20 protein-coding genes are annotated in these 17,473 nt (G+C 59.2%); 9 read left to right on the forward strand and 11 right to left on the reverse strand.

Features of this window, described 5'->3' with window-relative positions; all coding sequences use genetic code 11:
• Nucleotides 1-37 precede the first annotated feature (37 nt).
• Nucleotides 38-2,671, forward strand: coding sequence for an excinuclease ABC subunit UvrA (locus AB4O45_RS24780; protein WP_460143105.1), 2,634 nt, complete (start codon nucleotides 38-40; stop codon nucleotides 2,669-2,671).
• A gap of 122 nt (nucleotides 2,672-2,793) precedes the next feature.
• Here AB4O45_RS24780 and AB4O45_RS24785 read toward each other — a convergent pair whose 3' ends face one another.
• From AB4O45_RS24785 to AB4O45_RS24810, 6 genes are read right to left on the reverse strand one after another with little or no spacing between them, the layout of a single operon-like run.
• A complete protein-coding gene (locus AB4O45_RS24785; RefSeq protein ID WP_460060916.1) occupies nucleotides 2,794-4,737 on the reverse strand; it encodes a response regulator in 1,944 nt (647 codons plus the stop codon).
• Nucleotides 4,727-5,602 (reverse strand): sensor histidine kinase, encoded by an 876-nt coding sequence (locus AB4O45_RS24790; protein ID WP_041478682.1) that lies wholly within the window; start codon nucleotides 5,600-5,602, stop codon nucleotides 4,727-4,729. The genes AB4O45_RS24785 and AB4O45_RS24790 overlap by 11 nt, the downstream gene beginning before the upstream one ends.
• On the reverse strand, nucleotides 5,595-6,608 hold the full coding sequence (locus tag AB4O45_RS24795; protein ID WP_460143576.1) for an ATP-binding protein: 1,014 nt from the start codon (nucleotides 6,606-6,608) through the stop codon (nucleotides 5,595-5,597). Before AB4O45_RS24795 ends, AB4O45_RS24790 begins: the two co-directional genes overlap by 8 nt.
• Nucleotides 6,605-7,009 (reverse strand): anti-sigma regulatory factor, encoded by a 405-nt coding sequence (locus AB4O45_RS24800; protein WP_016774465.1) that lies wholly within the window; start codon nucleotides 7,007-7,009, stop codon nucleotides 6,605-6,607. The genes AB4O45_RS24795 and AB4O45_RS24800 overlap by 4 nt, the downstream gene beginning before the upstream one ends.
• Nucleotides 7,006-7,368, reverse strand: a complete 363-nt coding sequence (locus AB4O45_RS24805; RefSeq protein WP_056785183.1) for an STAS domain-containing protein — start codon at nucleotides 7,366-7,368, stop codon at nucleotides 7,006-7,008. The genes AB4O45_RS24800 and AB4O45_RS24805 overlap by 4 nt, the downstream gene beginning before the upstream one ends.
• A 2-nt stretch (nucleotides 7,369-7,370) precedes the next feature.
• Nucleotides 7,371-8,222 carry an STAS domain-containing protein gene (locus AB4O45_RS24810; protein WP_041478684.1) on the reverse strand — a complete coding sequence of 284 codons (852 nt, stop codon included), beginning with the start codon at nucleotides 8,220-8,222 and terminating at the stop codon, nucleotides 7,371-7,373.
• 260 nt (nucleotides 8,223-8,482) lie between these two features.
• Between AB4O45_RS24810 and AB4O45_RS24815 the strand changes: the two genes are divergently transcribed.
• Nucleotides 8,483-8,746: a hypothetical protein gene (locus AB4O45_RS24815; protein WP_110647015.1), complete on the forward strand. Its 264-nt coding sequence runs from the start codon at nucleotides 8,483-8,485 to the stop codon at nucleotides 8,744-8,746.
• Between the two features lie 56 nt (nucleotides 8,747-8,802).
• Here AB4O45_RS24815 and AB4O45_RS24820 read toward each other — a convergent pair whose 3' ends face one another.
• On the reverse strand, nucleotides 8,803-9,324 hold the full coding sequence (locus AB4O45_RS24820) for a DUF4142 domain-containing protein (protein WP_056785185.1): 522 nt from the start codon (nucleotides 9,322-9,324) through the stop codon (nucleotides 8,803-8,805).
• Between the two features lie 204 nt (nucleotides 9,325-9,528).
• On the opposite strand from AB4O45_RS24820, the gene AB4O45_RS24825 reads away from it, so the two are divergent.
• Together AB4O45_RS24825 and AB4O45_RS24830 are read left to right on the forward strand one after the other, a co-directional pair.
• Nucleotides 9,529-9,783, forward strand: a complete 255-nt coding sequence (locus tag AB4O45_RS24825) for a DUF465 domain-containing protein (protein WP_041478686.1) — start codon at nucleotides 9,529-9,531, stop codon at nucleotides 9,781-9,783.
• A gap of 99 nt (nucleotides 9,784-9,882) precedes the next feature.
• Nucleotides 9,883-10,047 carry a hypothetical protein gene (locus AB4O45_RS24830; RefSeq protein ID WP_016774471.1) on the forward strand — a complete coding sequence of 55 codons (165 nt, stop codon included), beginning with the start codon at nucleotides 9,883-9,885 and terminating at the stop codon, nucleotides 10,045-10,047.
• Between the two features lie 131 nt (nucleotides 10,048-10,178).
• On the opposite strand, the gene AB4O45_RS24835 is transcribed toward AB4O45_RS24830, so the two are convergent.
• From AB4O45_RS24835 to AB4O45_RS24845, 3 genes are all read right to left on the reverse strand, one after another.
• Entirely contained in the window at nucleotides 10,179-11,255 is a 1,077-nt protein-coding gene (locus tag AB4O45_RS24835) for an SMP-30/gluconolactonase/LRE family protein (protein WP_460160705.1), read from the reverse strand.
• Nucleotides 11,252-12,397, reverse strand: coding sequence for a sterol desaturase/SRPBCC family protein (locus AB4O45_RS24840; RefSeq protein WP_460160706.1), 1,146 nt, complete (start codon nucleotides 12,395-12,397; stop codon nucleotides 11,252-11,254). The genes AB4O45_RS24835 and AB4O45_RS24840 overlap by 4 nt, the downstream gene beginning before the upstream one ends.
• Before the next feature lie 111 nt (nucleotides 12,398-12,508).
• Nucleotides 12,509-13,372: a LysR family transcriptional regulator gene (locus tag AB4O45_RS24845; RefSeq protein WP_056785192.1), complete on the reverse strand. Its 864-nt coding sequence runs from the start codon at nucleotides 13,370-13,372 to the stop codon at nucleotides 12,509-12,511.
• Nucleotides 13,373-13,722: 350 nt separating this feature from the next.
• On the opposite strand from AB4O45_RS24845, the gene AB4O45_RS24850 reads away from it, so the two are divergent.
• The 5 genes from AB4O45_RS24850 to AB4O45_RS24870 all read left to right on the forward strand — a co-directional run bounded on the left by AB4O45_RS24850 (nucleotide 13,723) and on the right by AB4O45_RS24870 (nucleotide 17,053).
• Nucleotides 13,723-14,199, forward strand: coding sequence for an MbcA/ParS/Xre antitoxin family protein (locus AB4O45_RS24850; protein WP_150635535.1), 477 nt, complete (start codon nucleotides 13,723-13,725; stop codon nucleotides 14,197-14,199).
• The gene (locus AB4O45_RS24855; protein ID WP_039758650.1) at nucleotides 14,196-14,690 is read left to right on the forward strand and encodes an RES family NAD+ phosphorylase; all 495 of its coding nucleotides are present in this window, start codon (nucleotides 14,196-14,198) and stop codon (nucleotides 14,688-14,690) included. Before AB4O45_RS24850 ends, AB4O45_RS24855 begins: the two co-directional genes overlap by 4 nt.
• A 183-nt stretch (nucleotides 14,691-14,873) precedes the next feature.
• Complete coding sequence (locus tag AB4O45_RS24860) at nucleotides 14,874-15,401, forward strand: PAAR domain-containing protein (protein ID WP_041478692.1); 528 nt, start codon at nucleotides 14,874-14,876, stop codon at nucleotides 15,399-15,401.
• Between the two features lie 12 nt (nucleotides 15,402-15,413).
• The gene (locus tag AB4O45_RS24865) at nucleotides 15,414-16,451 is read left to right on the forward strand and encodes a hypothetical protein (RefSeq protein WP_150635534.1); all 1,038 of its coding nucleotides are present in this window, start codon (nucleotides 15,414-15,416) and stop codon (nucleotides 16,449-16,451) included.
• Nucleotides 16,448-17,053, forward strand: coding sequence for a hypothetical protein (locus AB4O45_RS24870; RefSeq protein ID WP_056785201.1), 606 nt, complete (start codon nucleotides 16,448-16,450; stop codon nucleotides 17,051-17,053). Before AB4O45_RS24865 ends, AB4O45_RS24870 begins: the two co-directional genes overlap by 4 nt.
• A 78-nt stretch (nucleotides 17,054-17,131) precedes the next feature.
• Here AB4O45_RS24870 and AB4O45_RS24875 read toward each other — a convergent pair whose 3' ends face one another.
• Entirely contained in the window at nucleotides 17,132-17,449 is a 318-nt protein-coding gene (locus tag AB4O45_RS24875; protein ID WP_150635532.1) for an SCP2 sterol-binding domain-containing protein, read from the reverse strand.
• Between the last annotated feature and the right edge of the window lie 24 nt (nucleotides 17,450-17,473).

A 17,473-nucleotide genomic window follows, 5' to 3' on the forward strand; every position in this document is an offset into this window, starting at 1 on the left:
GCCGAGCGCTGCCCAGTTTTTCAATCAAGGCAGGCCGATGATTTCCAAGCGCAATTCCAAAGCACCCGCCGGCATGGTTCGTGTGCGCGGCGCCCGCGAACATAACCTGAAGAATGTTGACGTCGATATTCCGCGTGATGCGCTGGTGGTGTTCACCGGCGTCTCGGGTTCGGGCAAGTCGTCGCTGGCGTTTTCCACGCTTTACGCCGAGGCCCAGCGGCGTTATTTCGAATCGGTGGCGCCCTACGCGCGGCGGCTGATCGATCAGGTCGGCGTGCCGGATGTCGATTCCATCGAAGGACTGCCGCCTGCCGTCGCTCTGCAACAACAGCGCGGCACGCCGAGCGCGCGTTCGTCGGTGGGCAGCGTGACGACGTTGTCGAGCCTGATCCGCATGCTCTATTCCCGGGCCGGGAGTTACCCGCCGGGGCAGCCAATGCTGTATGCCGAGGATTTTTCACCGAACACGCCGCAGGGCGCCTGTCCGGAGTGTCATGGACTTGGTCGCGTCTATGAAGTCACCGAAGCGCTGATGGTGCCGGACCCGAACCTGACCATCCGCCAGCGCGCCGTGGCGTCCTGGCCCTTGGCGTGGCAAGGGCAGAACCTGCGCGACATCCTCGTGACCATGGGCATTGATGTCGATATTCCGTGGAAGAAACTGCCGAAAAAGCAGCGCGACTGGATTCTCTTCACTGAAGAGACGCCGACGGTGCCGGTGTACGCCGGGCTGACCCCGGAGGAAACCCGCGTCGCCCTCAAGCGCAAGATGGAGCCGAGTTATCAGGGCACCTTCACCGGCGCGCGGCGCTACATCCTGCACACCTTCACCCACTCGCAAAGTGCGCTGATGAAGAAGCGTGTTTCGCAGTTCATGCGCGGCAGCCCTTGCCCATTGTGCGAGGGCAAACGGCTCAAGCGCGAGGCGTTGTCGGTAACCTTCGCCGGCTACGACATCGGTGAGCTGTCGCAGATGCCGTTGCTGCAAGTGGCCGAAGTGCTGCGGCCTGTAGCAGCGGCAAATTATCTGGAACACGCCGAGGAGAGCGGCGACACCCTCAGCCATGCGCAAACCCGCGAGGCCCGTCAGCAGCGTGTCGCCCATGGCGCGAGCGGGCATGCCAGCGCACCGGACGTGCGCCATACGCCGAACCTGTCGCTGGAAAAGCGTCTGGCGGCGCAGCGCATCGCTGAGGATTTGCTGGAGCGGGTCAGCACCCTGACCGATCTCGGCCTGGGTTATCTGGCGCTGGAACGCAGTACGCCGACCTTGTCGTCGGGCGAGTTGCAGCGTTTGCGCCTGGCCACGCAATTGGGTTCGCAGCTGTTCGGGGTGATTTATGTCCTGGACGAGCCGTCTGCCGGTCTGCATCCGGCGGATGGTGAGGCGCTGTTCGAAGCGTTGCAGCGCTTGAAGGCGGACGGCAACACGCTGTTTGTAGTCGAGCATGATGTCGAAACCATGCGCCGTGCCGACTGGCTGATCGACGTCGGCCCAGCGGCGGGCGAGAAGGGCGGGCGCGTGCTGTACAGCGGTCCGCCTGCGGGACTTGCTGATATTGCAGATTCGCAGACCCGCGCTTATCTGTTTGCCGAAAACCAACGCCCTGAGCGCGCCGCGCGCAAGCCGAGCGGCTGGCTGAAGCTCGACGGCGTGACGCGCAATAACCTGAATAATCTTAGCGCCGAATTCCCCTTGGGCTGTTTCACCTCGGTGACCGGCGTATCGGGATCTGGCAAATCGAGTCTGGTCAGTCAGGCCTTGCTCGAACTGGTCGGCGCGCAGTTGGGCCGTCCGGTGGCCGAGGCCGAGTCAGAAGAGCCGAGCCTGGAAGATGACACTCCGCCGCCCAGCACCGGGCAGATCAGCGCCGGCCTGGAGTCGATCAAACGGCTGGTGCAGGTTGATCAGAAACCCATCGGACGCACGCCGCGCTCCAATCTGGCGACTTACACCGGGTTGTTCGACAACGTGCGCAAGCTGTTTGCCGCGACACCTGAGGCACAAGCGGCGGGCTATGATGCCGGGCAGTTTTCTTTCAACGTCGCCAAGGGCCGTTGCGCTACTTGCGAGGGTGAGGGGTTCGTCAGTGTGGAATTGCTGTTCATGCCCAGCGTGTATGCGCCATGCCCGACCTGCCACGGAGCGCGGTATAACCCGCAGACATTGGCGATTCTCTGGCAGGGCTTGAGCATCGCCCAAGTCCTGCAACTGACAGTCGATGAAGCGGTAGCGGTGTTTGCCGAACAGGCGGGGATTCGTCGTTCGCTGGAAGTGCTGCGCGATATCGGCCTGGGTTATCTGCGCCTGGGGCAACCGGCCACGGAACTGTCCGGTGGTGAAGCGCAGCGGATCAAACTGGCGACCGAGTTGCAGCGCAGCCAGCGTGGTGCGACCTTGTATGTACTGGATGAACCGACCACGGGATTGCACCCGAGAGATGTCGATCGCTTGCTGGAACAACTCGATACGCTGGTAACGGCGGGGCACACGGTGATTGTGGTCGAACACGAAATGCGTGTCGTCGCGCAGAGCGACTGGGTGATCGACATCGGCCCCGGCGCCGGTGATCAGGGCGGCAGGATCGTCGCCGCCGGCACACCACAGAAAGTCGCCGCCAGCAAGAAGAGCAAGACCGCGCCGTTTCTTGCCCGTGCTTTAAGCCGATAACTGCAGCGCCTTGCTGGCCGCCATCGCTGGCAAGCCAGCTCCCACAGAAATTCAAGTTGTTGCCGAAAATCTGCGCACACTGATGCCCCTGTGGGAGCTGGCTTGCCAGCGATGGCGCCAGTTCAGGCGCCATCCAGCGTGCGGCGGACCTTGTCGAGCAGTTCGCTGATCTGGAACGGTTTGACCAGCATGTCCATGCCTGTACCGAGGAAGACCTGGCGGTTGAGCGCGGTTTCGGCGTAGCCGGTCATGAACAGGATCGGCAGCCCTTCGTGCCAGCCACGGGCAACATCCGCCAACTCCCGCCCGCTCATGCGCGGCAGGCCGACGTCGGTCAGCAGCAGGTCGATCGACGGGTCGTTCTGCAAGCGCTCCAGCGCCGATTCGATATCCGCCGCTTGCGTGCAGCGATAGCCGGCATCCTCCAGCACTTCGGTGACGAACAAGCGCACCGTGGCCATGTCCTCGACGATCAGCACATGCTCGCCACTGCCTTTCGCGTCAGGCACGGGCACAGGTGCGTCGGCCCCGGTCGGGTCGTTGGTGCCGGGCAGCATGATGGTCACTTCGGTGCCACGTCGGGCGACGCTGCGGATGTGCGCGTCACCGCCGGACTGACGGGCAAAACCGTAGATCGTCGACAGACCGAGCCCGGTGCCCTGGCCCAAAGGCTTGGTGGTGAAAAACGGTTCGAACACCTTGTCGATCACGTTGTGTTCAATGCCGGTGCCGTCGTCGCGTACCGACAGCGCCACGTACGCGCCATCGGCCAGATTCGGATCGCCATGGGAATAAGCGGCGTAAGTATTGACCCAGATATTGCCGCCCGAGGGCAGGGCATCACGGGCGTTGATCACCAGATTGAGCACCGCGCTTTCCAGCTGCACCGGGTCGACCAGCGCAATCGCCGGTTTGTTGGTCAGTTCCAGCTTGAGGGTGATGCGCTCGCCGATGGTGCGCACCAGCAATTCTTCCAGCGAGCGGACATGCTCGTTGATGTCCACCGGCCGTGTATCGAGCGGCTGCTGGCGGGCAAATGCCAGCAGACGATGGGTCAATGAGGCCGCGCTCATGGCTGAGTTCAGCGCTGCTTCGGTATAGAACTGCACCTTGTCCAGACGCTCATCGGCCACGCGTTTCTGGATCAGTTCCAGGCTGGTGATGATCCCGGTCAGCAGGTTGTTGAAGTCGTGGGCGATACCGCCGGTGAGCTTGCCCAGCGCATCCATTTTCTGCACTTGCAGCAATTGCGCTTCGGCGTGCACGCGCTCGGCGACTTCCTTGGCCAGCTGCGTGGTGGTGTCATCCAGCCGCGCCAGGTGCGAGCGCTCGCGGTGGCGGTGTTCGGTGACGTCCTCGACGAACACCAGACTCAGTTCCGGGGTGCGATACGGCGAAATCTGCCATTGCGTCTCGCGAATCTCGCCCTGCACACGCATGTTCAGCGTGCCTTTCCAGCGCTCGCCGTCGACCAGACGCAGACGCAGTTCATCGAGGATCGAGCATTGATCTTCGGCAAAGCATTCACGCAGCGCCTGCGCGTCGCGGTTATCGACGATCAGTTGGGCAAAGGCGTGGTTGCATTCATACACTTTCAGATTGGCATCGAGCACGGCGATCGGTGCCGAGACGTTGGCGAAAATCTCGCGGAAACGTGCCTCGCTCTCGCGCAGGGCATTTTCCGTGTCGCGCACCCGCAGCAGGGTACGCAGGGTCGCCAAGAGCACATCGGGGTCGACCGGGTGAATCAGATAGGCATCGGCACCCGCGTTGAGACCAGTGATGATATCGCCGGTCTGGATCGACGCCGCTGACACATGAATCACTGGCAGCAGCGCGGTGCCCGGGTCGGCGCGCAGCAGGCGGACGATGTCGAAACCGCTCATGTCCGGCAGGTTGACGTCGAGGATCAACGCATCGAGGGCTTCGCCCTCGATCAGGGCCAGGCCGTCGCTGCCGGTGCCGGCTTCGAGCACCGTGTAGCCATGGCGCTCCAAGCGCCGGCGCAGGGCGTAACGGGTGGCGACGTTGTCATCGACGATCAACAGGCGGATGTCACGATTCATCGACGTTCTCCAGAGCGATCGCCAGCGGGATGATGACAAAGAACGTCGAGCCGACGCCCGGCGTACTGTCTACCCCGACTTCACCGCCGAGCAGGGCGGCGAAACGCTTGCACAGTGACAGACCCAGACCGGTGCCGCGCAGACGTTTCTGCAATGGCGAATCGACTTGGGAGAAGTCTTCGAACAGCGTGTCATGCAGTTCGGCCGCGATGCCGATGCCGGTGTCGCTGACGGCAAAGCGCACTTTGTCTTCACCTTCCATTCGCGCCGATACCCGCACTTCGCCACGGGTGGTGAATTTCAACGAGTTGGAAATGAAGTTGCGCAGGATCTGCCCGAGCTTCTTGTCATCGGTATACAGGCGCGGCAGGCCCAGTGGCTCTTCGAAGATCAGATCCACCGCCGAGGCGTCGACGATTGGCCGGAACATCCCGCGCAGGGCGGAGAACAGGTCGAACATGTCGAACCAGGCCGGGGAAATGCTGATGCGCCCGGCTTCGATCTTCGCCAGATCGAGCAGGTCATCAACCATGTCGCTGAGCTCGCGGGCAGCGGTGCTGACGAAGGCTACCTGCTTGTGCTGTTCAGGGCTGAGCGGACCGTCGAGTTCGTCAGCGAGCAGACTGTTGATGCTCAGTATCGAGCCCAGCGGCGTGCGGAATTCATGGCTCATGTACGACAGGAAACGGCTCTTGAGATCCGATGCCTGACGCAGTTCTTCGGCCTGATTGTCGAGCTCGGCGTACAGCGCCAGAACACCCTGGTTGGTTTCATCGAGTTCTTCGCGCAGGGCAGTGGTTTCGCGCTGCAACTGAGCGATGAGCGCCGCCTGTTCGGCGTGGCTCAAGTGAGTCGATTCAGCCATGGGCGGCCTCCAGAGCCACGACCAGCACCGTCACGTCATCGCGACCACGGCAAAAGTCGCGGTGCAGGACGCTGGCTATCACGGCAGGATGGCGATGCACCAGGCCGGGGTAGTCTGCAAGATTCCAACGGGACTGTAGGCCGTCGCTGTACATGATCAATAAATGTCCGTTCACGTGAGCATAGTCAAAGGGTTTGGCTTTACGGTACTGGCCGCCAACGATACCGGGGTGTGAGGCCAGGCCGCGGGATTTGCCAGGCTCCAGCAGACTGGCGCCGATGTTACCGACACCGGCGAACGTCAGGCCGTCGCGCTGGCTGTCAAACTGCGCGAACGCCACGGCGCCACCGCGCGTGCCGAGCATTTCCTGATGCAGGTCTTCCATCAATACCACAGGATCGGCAAACGGTGCCCGGGCGAATGCCTGCGCCCCGGCCAGGCCTGCGCGCTCGGCGTCTTCGCCATGACCGAGGCCATCGACCACCAGCGCGCTGATCCGCGAGCCTTCATATTTCAGATGCCAGACATCGCCGCAGGCCGGATCGGCATGCAGCGAATGCTGGCTGACCCCGAAGCGGATATCGGCCTGCCGATCGCTGCGGGCAAAGATCCGCGCCAGCAACACCGCGCCACGGTGGTCGGCGTAGACATCAAAGACACTGGTCTGCCGCGATACGGCGCCGAGGCCGATGCCTTGTGTGCCGCCAGTGGAAAAGCCATCCGCCAGACAGGCATCCAGATCAAAGCCCTGGGCCCGATCCACGGTCTGCATTTCGATGCCGAAACCGCTATCCGGCCGAGCCAGTAAACGCAGGTGAAATTCACCACGCTGGGCGTGCTTGAGTACGTTGCTGGCCAGTTCGGTCGCGACCAGCGCCACGCGGCCGGCATCGTTTTCGTCGAAGCCATGCTGCTCGGCGAGTTTCTGCGCGGTGCGCCGGGCGTGTCCGATCTGGCTGCTGTCCTCGATCGGCAGAACCTGGGTCAACGACCCGGTGATATTCATGTCCATCGTGTGATCGTAATGCGCGTGCCTTTGCCGGGCTCAGTGTCGAGTTCGAATTCATTGACCAGGCGCTTGGCGCCAGTCAGGCCAAGGCCCAACCCGCTGCCGGAGGTCCAGCCGTCGGTCATCGCCAGTTTGATGTCGGGGATGCCAGGGCCTTCGTCGCGGAAGGTGATGCGCAAACCGACCCGGCCGTTTTCCTCGAGAATCTGCCAGTCCATGTCGCCGCCGCCGCCATAGACCATGGTGTTACGCGCCAACTCACTGACAGCGGTCACCAGTTTGGTCAGGTCGATCAGGCGCATGCCACATTCGGTGGCGAGCTTGCGCGTGGTCTGGCGGGCCAGCACTACGTCCTGTTCAATGAGAATGGGTTGCGTACCGCTACTGCGCACGGTCATTGTGCAAGTACTCGTTCCCGCAGCAGTTTCATCCCGCGTTCGACGTTCAGGGCGGTGCTCACGTCTGGCAAAGTCATGCCCAGCTCAACGAGCGTGATCGCCACTGCCGGCTGCATGCCGACCAGCACGGTTTTGGCGTCCATGATTTTCGACAGCCCGGAAATGTCGCCGATCATGCGCCCGATGAACGAATCGACCATGTCCAGCGCCGTGATGTCGATCAGCACGCCCCGGGCGGATGTCCGGCTGATGCGCTCGGACAGATCGTCCTGCAGGGTCAGGGCGAGTTGGTCATGCATGTCGACCTGAATGGTCACCAGCAAGATATCGCCCATTTGAAGAATCGGAATACGTTCCATGGTCAAGCCGTCTTGACGAGGCTGACACCCAAGCGGGTCAGGGCCAGTTTCAATGCGTCGGCCAGGTTGGCCTTGGTCACTACGCCTTGCAGATCCAGACCCAGGTGAACGATGGTTTGCGCAATCTGTGGACGCACGCCGCTGATGATGCAATCAGCGCCCATCAGGCGAATTGCGGTCACGGTTTTCAGCAAGTGCTGGGCGACCAGGGTGTCAACGGTCGGCACGCCGGTGATGTCGATGATGGCGATTTCCGAACCGGTGTCGACGATGCGTTGCAGCAGCGATTCCATGACTACTTGGGTGCGCTGCGAATCGAGGGTGCCGATCATTGGCAGGGCGAGGACGCCATCCCACAGCTTGACCACCGGAGTCGACAGTTCCAGCAGCTCTTCCTGTTGACGCTTGATCACCGCTTCGCGGGATTTCTGGAAGGTGCCGATGGTGTGCATACCGACGGTGTCGAGCAATTCGGAGACTTCCAGCAATTGCTCGGCAAGCAGTGCCGGCTGGTCCTGATAATGGTTTTGCAGCAGGGCGAACAACGGGCCTTTCAGGGCAAAGATGAAATTGGCGGTTTGCTGGGAATCCTGGCCGAGCAGGGCGCGGCTCTGCGACAGCTTTTCAAGGAACTGACGGGTATCCTCCCAACCCGCAGCGGCGATCTTGCTGCCGTTGCCGTTTTCCAGACCCGCCAGGAGCAGGCCCAGCAAGTCGCGGGTTTGCTGAGCGAGGTCGTGTTCCTTGAGGTTGCGTGTGGCGCCGCTGGCTTCGAGGCGTTTGGTCCACTCGCTCAACAGCTGAGTCTGGTTGTTCTTGATTGCTTCAACTGTGCTGTTCTGCAGTGCTGCCATGTGCGTGTCGCTCCGTTACGTATATGGGCCGGCTCGGCGAAATGACCGGCGCGATTTGACTGACATTTACCGCTTGAAATAGTTGTTCAGCTAGCGATGAATTTTTCTGCCTGCCGCGTCGAACGCCCCGCTAACTCTAGTCGGCGTGGCGGCAGGCAACGATCTTTTGAACGAATCTACGGCGTCAGGCTTCGAATCTGCATGCCCGACGTTTTCCAGTCGTGCTGGAAGAAGGAGGCAGGACTATGAATGAGGTGGATATGAACGAGCAAGCGCCGCAACAGCAAAATCAGTCCTCAGAGTCAATTAACCGCAACGACCCGGCCATCGACCCGCAAACGCCGGGGCAAAATACTCCCGCGCCGGTTGAAGAAGGGCAGGCGGACAGCGCGGCTGCCGAGGTCGATCAGAAGCAGCATCACAACGACAACAGCAACGACTTCAGCCCCGGCTTCAAGCCTGACCCGGACCGTCCTGAACCGGGCGAAAGCACCGACGCCGATATTGACACCGATGGCGGTTGATCGCTGAAACGCAAAAAGGCCGCATCGAAGGATGCGGCCTTTTTATTGCCGGCCGGTTACTTGCTCGGATGTTTGGCTTGCAGCTCTTTGGCGTGGGCCAGGTGTTTTTCCAGCGCTGGCAACATCTTCTGCGCAAACGCTTTCAGTTCAGTAGCGCCCTTGGCCTTGTCATCGGTCACGGTGTTCGCCTGCTTCTTGAACAGCTCGATGGTCTCTTCGTGAGCCTTGACCTGGTTGTTGGCGTAGGCCGCATCGAAGGATTCATCGCGCATGTCGAGAATTTTTTCCTTGGCTTGTTTGACCAGGGTGGTGTCGTCAGGGACTTCGATGTCATTGGTGGTCGCGATCTTCTTCAGCTCTTCATTGGCCTTGGTGTGATCAGCGATCATTTGGTTAGCGAAGGCTTTGATGTCGGCTGACTGGCTTTTTTCCAGTGCCAGCTTGCTGGTTTCGATTTCGGCGATGCCACCAGCGGCGGCATTGTCGACAAAGTCGTTGTCGGTTGCGGCAAAGGCGCTGCCCATGCCGGCAGACAGTGCAACAGCCAGAGCGAGATGACGCAGGTTGAATCCGTCCATTGGGTATCTCCACGCAGGTTTTTGTGAGCGTTATCCAATGGAGCGAGCGCAGACGCCAAAGGTTTTATCGCATTTACGACAGGGCGACGAACGGCAACCGCTGGTCTGACAGGGAGTCGACAGAAGTCATCGGGCAAGGCCATGCTGATAATGAGTCAGCGCATCGGTCGCGCTGGTTGTCGATCAAATTGATGGAGGTGTTTCATGCCGGTTTCACATGATCTGTATCAGGACCTGGGCTGCAAGAAGGAAGAGATCGAGCAAAAACGCTCCGAGGATCCGAAGCTGGATTCGCTGCTCAACAAGTATTTCGACGTGGATAAAGCCGTGGTCGAAGCCGAGAACGCCCAGTCAGACGCCCCCACTGACGACGAATTGAAAAAGCTCAAAGAGAAGCGCGTGATCGTCAAGGAACAGATCGTTGCTCAACTCGCCGGGCAGCCGCTGACGGGACAGTAGTCCCCCGACCCGTGGTCATTTTCTAAAGGGAACGGCTACGGCCAATGGCACCTCCAATGTGCAGAGTCTGCAAACCATCGACTTGTTGCGAGGTGCCATATGAACGACCCCAAATTCCCCAGTGAAGAGCAGGGTGGTTTCGACCCGATTCCTACCCGTCCTGAACCGAACAGCCCGGCGCATACCACAGCGCATCCGGAAAAAACCGTGAAGGAACTGCCGGAGGATGAAGATCCGGAGAAGTTCGACCGGTCCGGCAACTGACAGACCGCTATCGCTGGCAAGCCAGCTCCCACAGGTTCGTCTGGTGAACACATATTTGGAGTTCACACGGACACTGTGGGAGCTGGCTTGCCAGCGATATCGTCGGTCCATACGGTGAAAATTTTTCGGTTTTACTTAAGCGCCGCATCCAACCCCATTCGCCCCATATGCCTCGCCTTCAACGAGCCGAAATACAACCACTGCCCATACTCGCGCACCGTGGTAATCGGCGAATAATTGCCTTCGCTCGCGTCCTGCAGATTGGCAATCACCTTGCCGTCCAGATCCAGTCCCAGCACAAACCCACGCTTTTCGACAGGCTTGGGTAAAACCGTCAAAGCCCGCACGATCATCTTACGCACGAACGGGTGTTCAGCGGTGCCATCGAGCAAGGCATTGCGCGGCGCATACAGCGCTACCCAAAAGCGATTGGTGCCATTGAACGAGAGGTTGTCCGGAAGCCCCGGCAAGTTGTCGATGAACACATCATGGGTACCGGCCTTCGGCCCGCTCAGCCAGTAGCGACTGATGCGGTAAGCACCGGTCTCGTTGACCAGCACATAGGCCTCGTCCGGACCAAGAGTGACGCCATTGGCAAACTGCAACTTGTCGAGCAAGACGCTGGTCTTGCCGGTTTGAAAGTCGTAGCGCAGCAGACGTCCGTCGGCGCCGTGCTCAATGATCGCCTCGCCGTCATGACCATAGCCCCAACGGCTCGAGGCATCGCTGAAGTAGGCGTAGTGGCCTGACTTGTCGACCGCTACATCATCGGTAAATCCAAATGGCACGCCGTTGGCCTCGGTGGTCAACGGAATCACGCGGCCCTGCGCATCCAGCGACAGCAAGCCTTTGACCGCATCGGCAACTACCAGCATGCCATTCGGATGACGGGCCAGGCCCAGTGGACGGCCACCGGTGTCGGCCAGGACCTTGCGCTGCGTACCGTCGAGGCTGCTACGGATGAGCCTGCCGTCATGCAATCCGGTGATGAGGAATTCGTCTTCCAGTAGCAACGCCTCAGGCCCTTCGATGTCGCTCGGCCCGACCTTCGCCACAGCTTTGAGGCGCTGGTTGTCCGCGTAGATGCCGTCTTCCAATGACGGCGCCGGTGGCGGCGTCCAGGCGACCGGTTCGACCTTGGTCGGCAGCAACAACAAGAAGGCGATGACGAGAACGATCAGCAGGCACAGCACATAACGTAATTTCACGCGCTGGCCCTCGCCGCGCCGATAAATTGCGCAGCCATGTCGCGCAGGGCGAGCATGGACGCGGCAGATTCGCGCTCGATGCGCCGCTTGAGCAGCAGGCGATTGGCAAGACGCATGAGCAAACCGTCAAAGCGATATTCCAGCGTGCGCACGAAACGCGTGCCGCCAGCCTCCGCTGAGCACTCGTAAGTCAACCGCAGGGACAAGCCCTGATCACTTTGCGCGCGTGCGCACCAGCGCCGGCCCGGCAGATATTCAGTAACCTCCCAACGCAAGTGACCGGCACGTCCGCCGGCATGGATGTCCTCTTCGAAACGTGCACCGGCATGCAGTGGACCTTGCGCACCGTCAATCTTCAATGAGGAGGGATGCCAGTCCGGCCAGTGACTGACGCTGGCGGCATAAGCCAGCACGGCGACCGGTTCGCCGGCGATATCGATCTGGTGCTGCATGCGCGTCATGGGCATTTTCGAATAACTCAAAGGGGCGGGTTCCGGCTCGCGGTACAGCGTGCCGAACAGGTAGTCCATCAAGGGCAGAACGATGTTGAAATTGCGCTCCTGCATACGCTCGCGGCGGTGATGCAGTTCGTGCAGACGGCGCATCTGGCGAATCCACGGCAAACGAGTCAACGGATTCTGCGGTGGCAGATGTTCACAGGCATGGAATACCTCATAGAGCAGATAACCGAGCACCATGCACCCGGCAAACAGCCCGGCGACATTGGCGTTGACCTGCGCGAGCAGCCACCAGAGGGGCAGGGTGATCAATAGCGTATGAATGACGATCAGCCAGGCTGGAAACAGAATCACTCGCCAGTCCCGCGCGCTGTCGTAGGTCATATGGCCGGGGGTGAAAAAGCTGTGATGGTCCCCGGCATGCCGCGCGTAGAACATCTTCGCGAAAACTTTTTTGTGATGGCCCAGATGGCGATGGACCATGTACACGCCGAAGTTGAACAACAATAGGCTCAGCGGCACGGTCAGCCATTCCAGCCAGCTCACTGAATGCACCGTGCGCCAGAACGCAGCGACGGCGAAAATGCCGAACAGCAACACGAACGCGCCATGCAACCACGGGTTGTATAAAGGATGAATGGCCGCACGGTAGCGGCTGCGGAATGCCTCGGTGGTCTGCCTCAACGCTTTCACCTGCGGGTATTGTTGTTATACCCGGCAGATTAGCCGATCCGCTGACTTGTGCAGGGCGAACCTTGCGGCCTTAAGCGCCATGCTCTGGACTGAAGCTGCCCGTCAGCTCAACGGGTTCCAGCGCTGCGACCAGTCGTCATCGGTGCGGATCACCTCGCGCAACAAATCGAAAGCCTGTTGCAGCACTGCCGAATCGCGATCGCGGGAATACACCAGATAGGTCGGATAACCGAATTCCGGGGCTTTGGTGACGGCTTCCAGTGCGCCGGTCTCCAGATAAGTGCGCACGACCCGGGTACGGAAATAACCGCTGCCACCATGTTCGAGGATGTATTGCAGGGCCAGCGGGCCAAGGTTGAAGCTCAGCGCGGCTTTGGCTTTTTCCGGCAGGGCGGCGTCGTGCTGACGACGAAAGTCCGGTCCCCAATCGATGTAGACGTAAGGCTCCGGACGCTCGGGCGCGCGCACCAGAATCAGTTTTTCCTCCAGCACTTGCTCGACCTGCAATCCCGGCCAGTATTCCGGTTGATAAACCAGCGCCGCATCGAGCACACCGAGTTCGAGCTGACGCAAAAGATTTTCGCCGTCGCGAATTTCCATGCGCAGTGCGTGGCCGGGGATTTTCTCGCGCAGTTCCGCCGCCCAACTGAGCATCAACGGGTTGCACAGGCTGACCTCACCGCCAATGTGCAGAACGTTGTGATAACCCTCCGGCAGCGGCAAGTCGCGGCGCGCGGCTTCCCAGGTCTGCACCAGTTGATTGGCGTAGACCACGAACGCTTCGCCATTGGCCGTCAACTTCGCCCCGGCGCGATTGCGCACGAACAGCGTGCTGCCCAACTGGCCCTCGAGTTTCTGCACCCGTGCGGTGATCGCCGTTTGTGTGACGAACAGCTTCTGCGCGGCGGCGGCAAGACTGCCGTGGCGGACGATTTCGAGGAAAGTGCGGGCGAGGTCGATGTCCATGGGGCGGGGCCGATATCTGAAGGTGGGGCGCATTGTAAGTCAAAAGTCCCTCTCCCCAACTTGAAAGCCACAACGGATTAAACCGCTGAAAATTCCGTTTAAGTCCTACGGAAACAGGAGCGTTTTGATCAGATGAGGGGATATTTCTGACGACTTTTTCAGGTTGGTCGTCGGACGCCGGATCTATAGGATCAGTCCTGACATTGAAGTCATCGAGCGCACAGATCGCTCTGGACCTGGACAAAGGATGGACTATGCGAATCCCACTGATTGAAAGCCATACGCCTGCTTACTCGCCTCGCCATTACTGGCGCGACGACCGCGCGAGATGCCCCTCGGAGGACGTTGCCATGCCGAGCGCCAAAGTGCCCCGGCTCACGGGCCTGAAGAAGCTTGAGGGCAAACCTCTGGAATTGCTGTTGCGAGGGCAGGACACCGGCGACGATCCGATGCTCATTCTGCGCTGCACAGCCGAAGGATTTGAGCTGCACGATGTGGTGAACATGATCGCAACCTCCGAACTGTACCAACAGGGAGAGATGGTCAAACGTATCACCGGCAAATCTGTGAGAACCGTGCGACGTCTGCTCAAGGAAGGCGCGTCGGTGCGCCTGGACACGCCGCAGAGCATCATCGCCTACCAATATGCGGCAGCGCTGGAACTGGCCATCGAGGTGTTCGGGCGACAGGCCAAGGCCGAATCATGGCTGGAGCAACGCGCCACTTACTTCTACGGTTATGTGCCGCTCGATCTGGTTGGAAATGCGTTGGGCTTCAGGATGGTGGAGGAGTATCTGAACCAGATCAAATACGGGGTTTATCAATGAATCCCTTGCCCTGGGATGATCGCTGGTACGCGTGGCGGCTGGATCGCGAGGTGTACAGCGAGACCTGGGACAGCGGCCTGGGGTCGAAACGGGACGGCGGTCGCTGGAATACCCCTGGCCGCAGAGTCGTTTATGCGTCGGTCGACCCTTCCACGGCGATACTGGAGGTGGCCGCCCATGGCAGCTTCGATGCACTTGATCAGGAGCCCTATGTATTGACCTGTTTTGAAATCACCCACGACGCCAGCGTCAGAATCGTGCAACCGGAAGACGTGCCCAATCCGCATTGGCTCACCCCGATAAAAACCTCGCCCAACCAGCGAAAGTTTGCCGACGCACTGCTGGCTGAACATCCATTTATTCTGGTGCCTTCGGTGGCCACCCGACACTCGTGGAATTTGCTGGTGAGTTGCGATCTGGCGGAAGGTCAGTTCAGGATGGTTTCGCAAGAGCGGTTTGGGCTGGATACGCGGTTGTTGCAGGAGGGTTGATCGGATTTGTGTGGGCCTGCGAATCCGACACGACAATTTCCAGGTTCCGGGAGCGATCAAGGGCCGATGAGTCGCTGCCAGCTACATTCGCGGCGGCTCGCATTCTACGTCTGGATTGAAGCTTTCAACCAATATAAAGATCCGGTACATTTCGCGCCCACGCTTACTACAAGGAAGTTAAAGATGGCAAAGCCTGCCGCTCGACTCAGCGATCTTAATGCATGCCCGATCACAGGCCATGGCACCAATCCCAGTAACAGCGGTTCCGGTGATGTAAACATCAATGGAATGCCAGTTTTGCGTGTCGGAGACACCACAGCGTGCGGAGACACTGTCACCGAAGGCATCAGCAATATTTTGATCAATGGCAAGCCTATTGCTTTCTTGGGCAGTGCGACGGCCCACGGAGGCATGATAATCACGGGCTCTGGCGACGTTTTTGTCGGCACCCAGGTCGGTTCCGCACCTTTCTCCCCGATTATCACTGTTCCTAAACACAGCGAGCGCTTCCAACTGGTTGATGAGGCCACTGGCGAAGCTATTCCCGACATGCTCTATTGCATCGAAACGGGTGACGGGCAGCGTCTCGTAGGCCATACCGACAGTCATGGTAACGCCGCGCGAGTGTTTACGGCCAACCCGACTTCGATAGTTGTGCAGTGGGGTAAGGAAGCCGCCGCCCATCTCGACGCGCTCGGCCTAGATTACTAAGGGAGGTGGCAGGTGGCAGCCCCCAAAAAGAATCAAGCTCGAACAAGCGATCGACATACAACGACCCAAGTGAAAGGTACGCTGGCACAGGATTACGTAACGGTTGTGGGTGCGTCTTACATGTCCCTTTATGAAAAGGTTCGTGGCCAGAAGGGCAACAAGATGCGCTTTATCAATCAGGGTATCCGCCAACTCACAAAGTATCCAACCGGCACTCCAAACTTCACGATCCAGCGTGTATTTCTGATTTTCAAAAATGACTATCCGGAGAACTTGCTGACGGCTTTGAAGGACGTTGTCGAAAATCAGCACGGGGCCCAGTACCGAGAGATGGACTCGATATCCGGTCTTGTGGATTTCATCGCAGCTCGGCAACGCCGCGGGCGCGAGATCAAACAGCTCGACTTTTTTTCCCATGGTGTGGTGGGCAGTATCGAGTTGGGCTACGAGCTGGATAAAAACGATAGCTACCGTCTGCGTGATGCACAGGCGTATATGTTCAAACCCGAAGCGTTTGCCTATGGTGCGAAAATTCACTCCTACGCTTGTCGCACAGGTTTGGGTATCGATGCCGACTTCAAGGTCAATGAAACAGAAGATCCTCATTACGAGCGCAGCCTGGCGCAGATTCTTGCTAATGCTACCCGGACCACCGTGTGGGCATTTCCAAGACGCAGCAACTACGACACAACTTATGGTACTGCCGCGGAACGGGGATCTGTGCCGGGCATTCGTGAAAGAGAAGCAGCTGATGGGCGAGCGATGCGGAATTATTTGAGTCGAAAAACCGCTTATGAACGAAAGCTGATCGAACATCGCAAGACCCTCAAAGACCCAACGGCGCAATTACCTGATGAACAGGCGCCGCAGGCGCCGACGCCAACAGTCTCTGAAGAAGAGCGCAATTTGCTGGCGCACGATGACAGCCGAGCATTGTATGAACGAAAGATTGGATTTCCGCTGGATGCCTTAGGCGCACATCGTGACGTTCGATCAGGTGATACACCGGACGGCGTACCCAAACACCTGCTTGCCTATAAACCGCTATGACGCTCCTGAAGTTTATAGGCAAACGTCACGTCTTCTGTGTCTTGTTGATTGCTGCCAGCTTTGCAGGACTATTTATTTACGCCAAGGAAGCCCAGATGCCAGCCAAAGCAATGATGTATTACGGCCCGTGGAGTCCGGAAGAGAACCGTTTCGATGCCAGCCGGTGGTTCAGTTCAGGTATGTATCGCCCGCGTCTCATGGGTACTCCGCCTGAAGAGAGCCCAGTGACCATGCTGCGCAATAAGCCTGAAAGTTTGCGACATATTGAGAATGATGTTCTCTTGACCGAAGCGTTATTCGCTGTAGGGCGACAGTTTCCGAAGTTGGACACCGAAGACCTCATTCTGAATACGCCGGACCTGCACCGCCAGATACGGTATGCCTATAGTTCATTTGCCGAGCCTGACAGGCCGGTGGATTCCTATTGGCTTTTCATCACGTTTGCAAACAAGACCGTGGTCGTTACGATCGATTGGGACGTGACAGAAAAGAAACTCCTGCCCCGCTCGATGGCTTCGAATCTGATCGAAAAAAGTGATGAAGAGGCGGCATACCTCCAGGTAAAAAAAGAGCTTGATGGGACGGCTTCAGCCAAGCGTTAACTCACGTTGCCATGTCTTCAATGGTTGAAACGACAAATCCCGCCAATAAGCGGGATTTGTGTTTTACCAAGAAGCTTCTTACGAAGGGAACAGCTCGGACAGCTTCATCGACAGCATCATGTCGCCTTCAACGCGCAGCTTGCCGCTCATGAAGGCCTGCATGCCGTCGGTCTCGCCGCTGACGATACCTTTCAGGGTTTCGCTATCCAGCACCAGCGTGCAGTTGGCGTCCGGGTTTTCGCCTTCCTGAATGTTGCAGGTGCCGTCTTTGACGATCAGTGCGTAATGCTTGTCTTCGTCGGTGATGTTGAAACCGAAGACCAGATCCAGACCGGCAGCGGCGGCTGGGTTGAACTTGGCTTGCATTGCTTTTACGGCATCAGCTACGGAGGTCATGGTTCGATCCTTTCTTGGTCATGG

It is taken from the genome of Pseudomonas sp. S2_B10 (assembly GCF_054668425.1).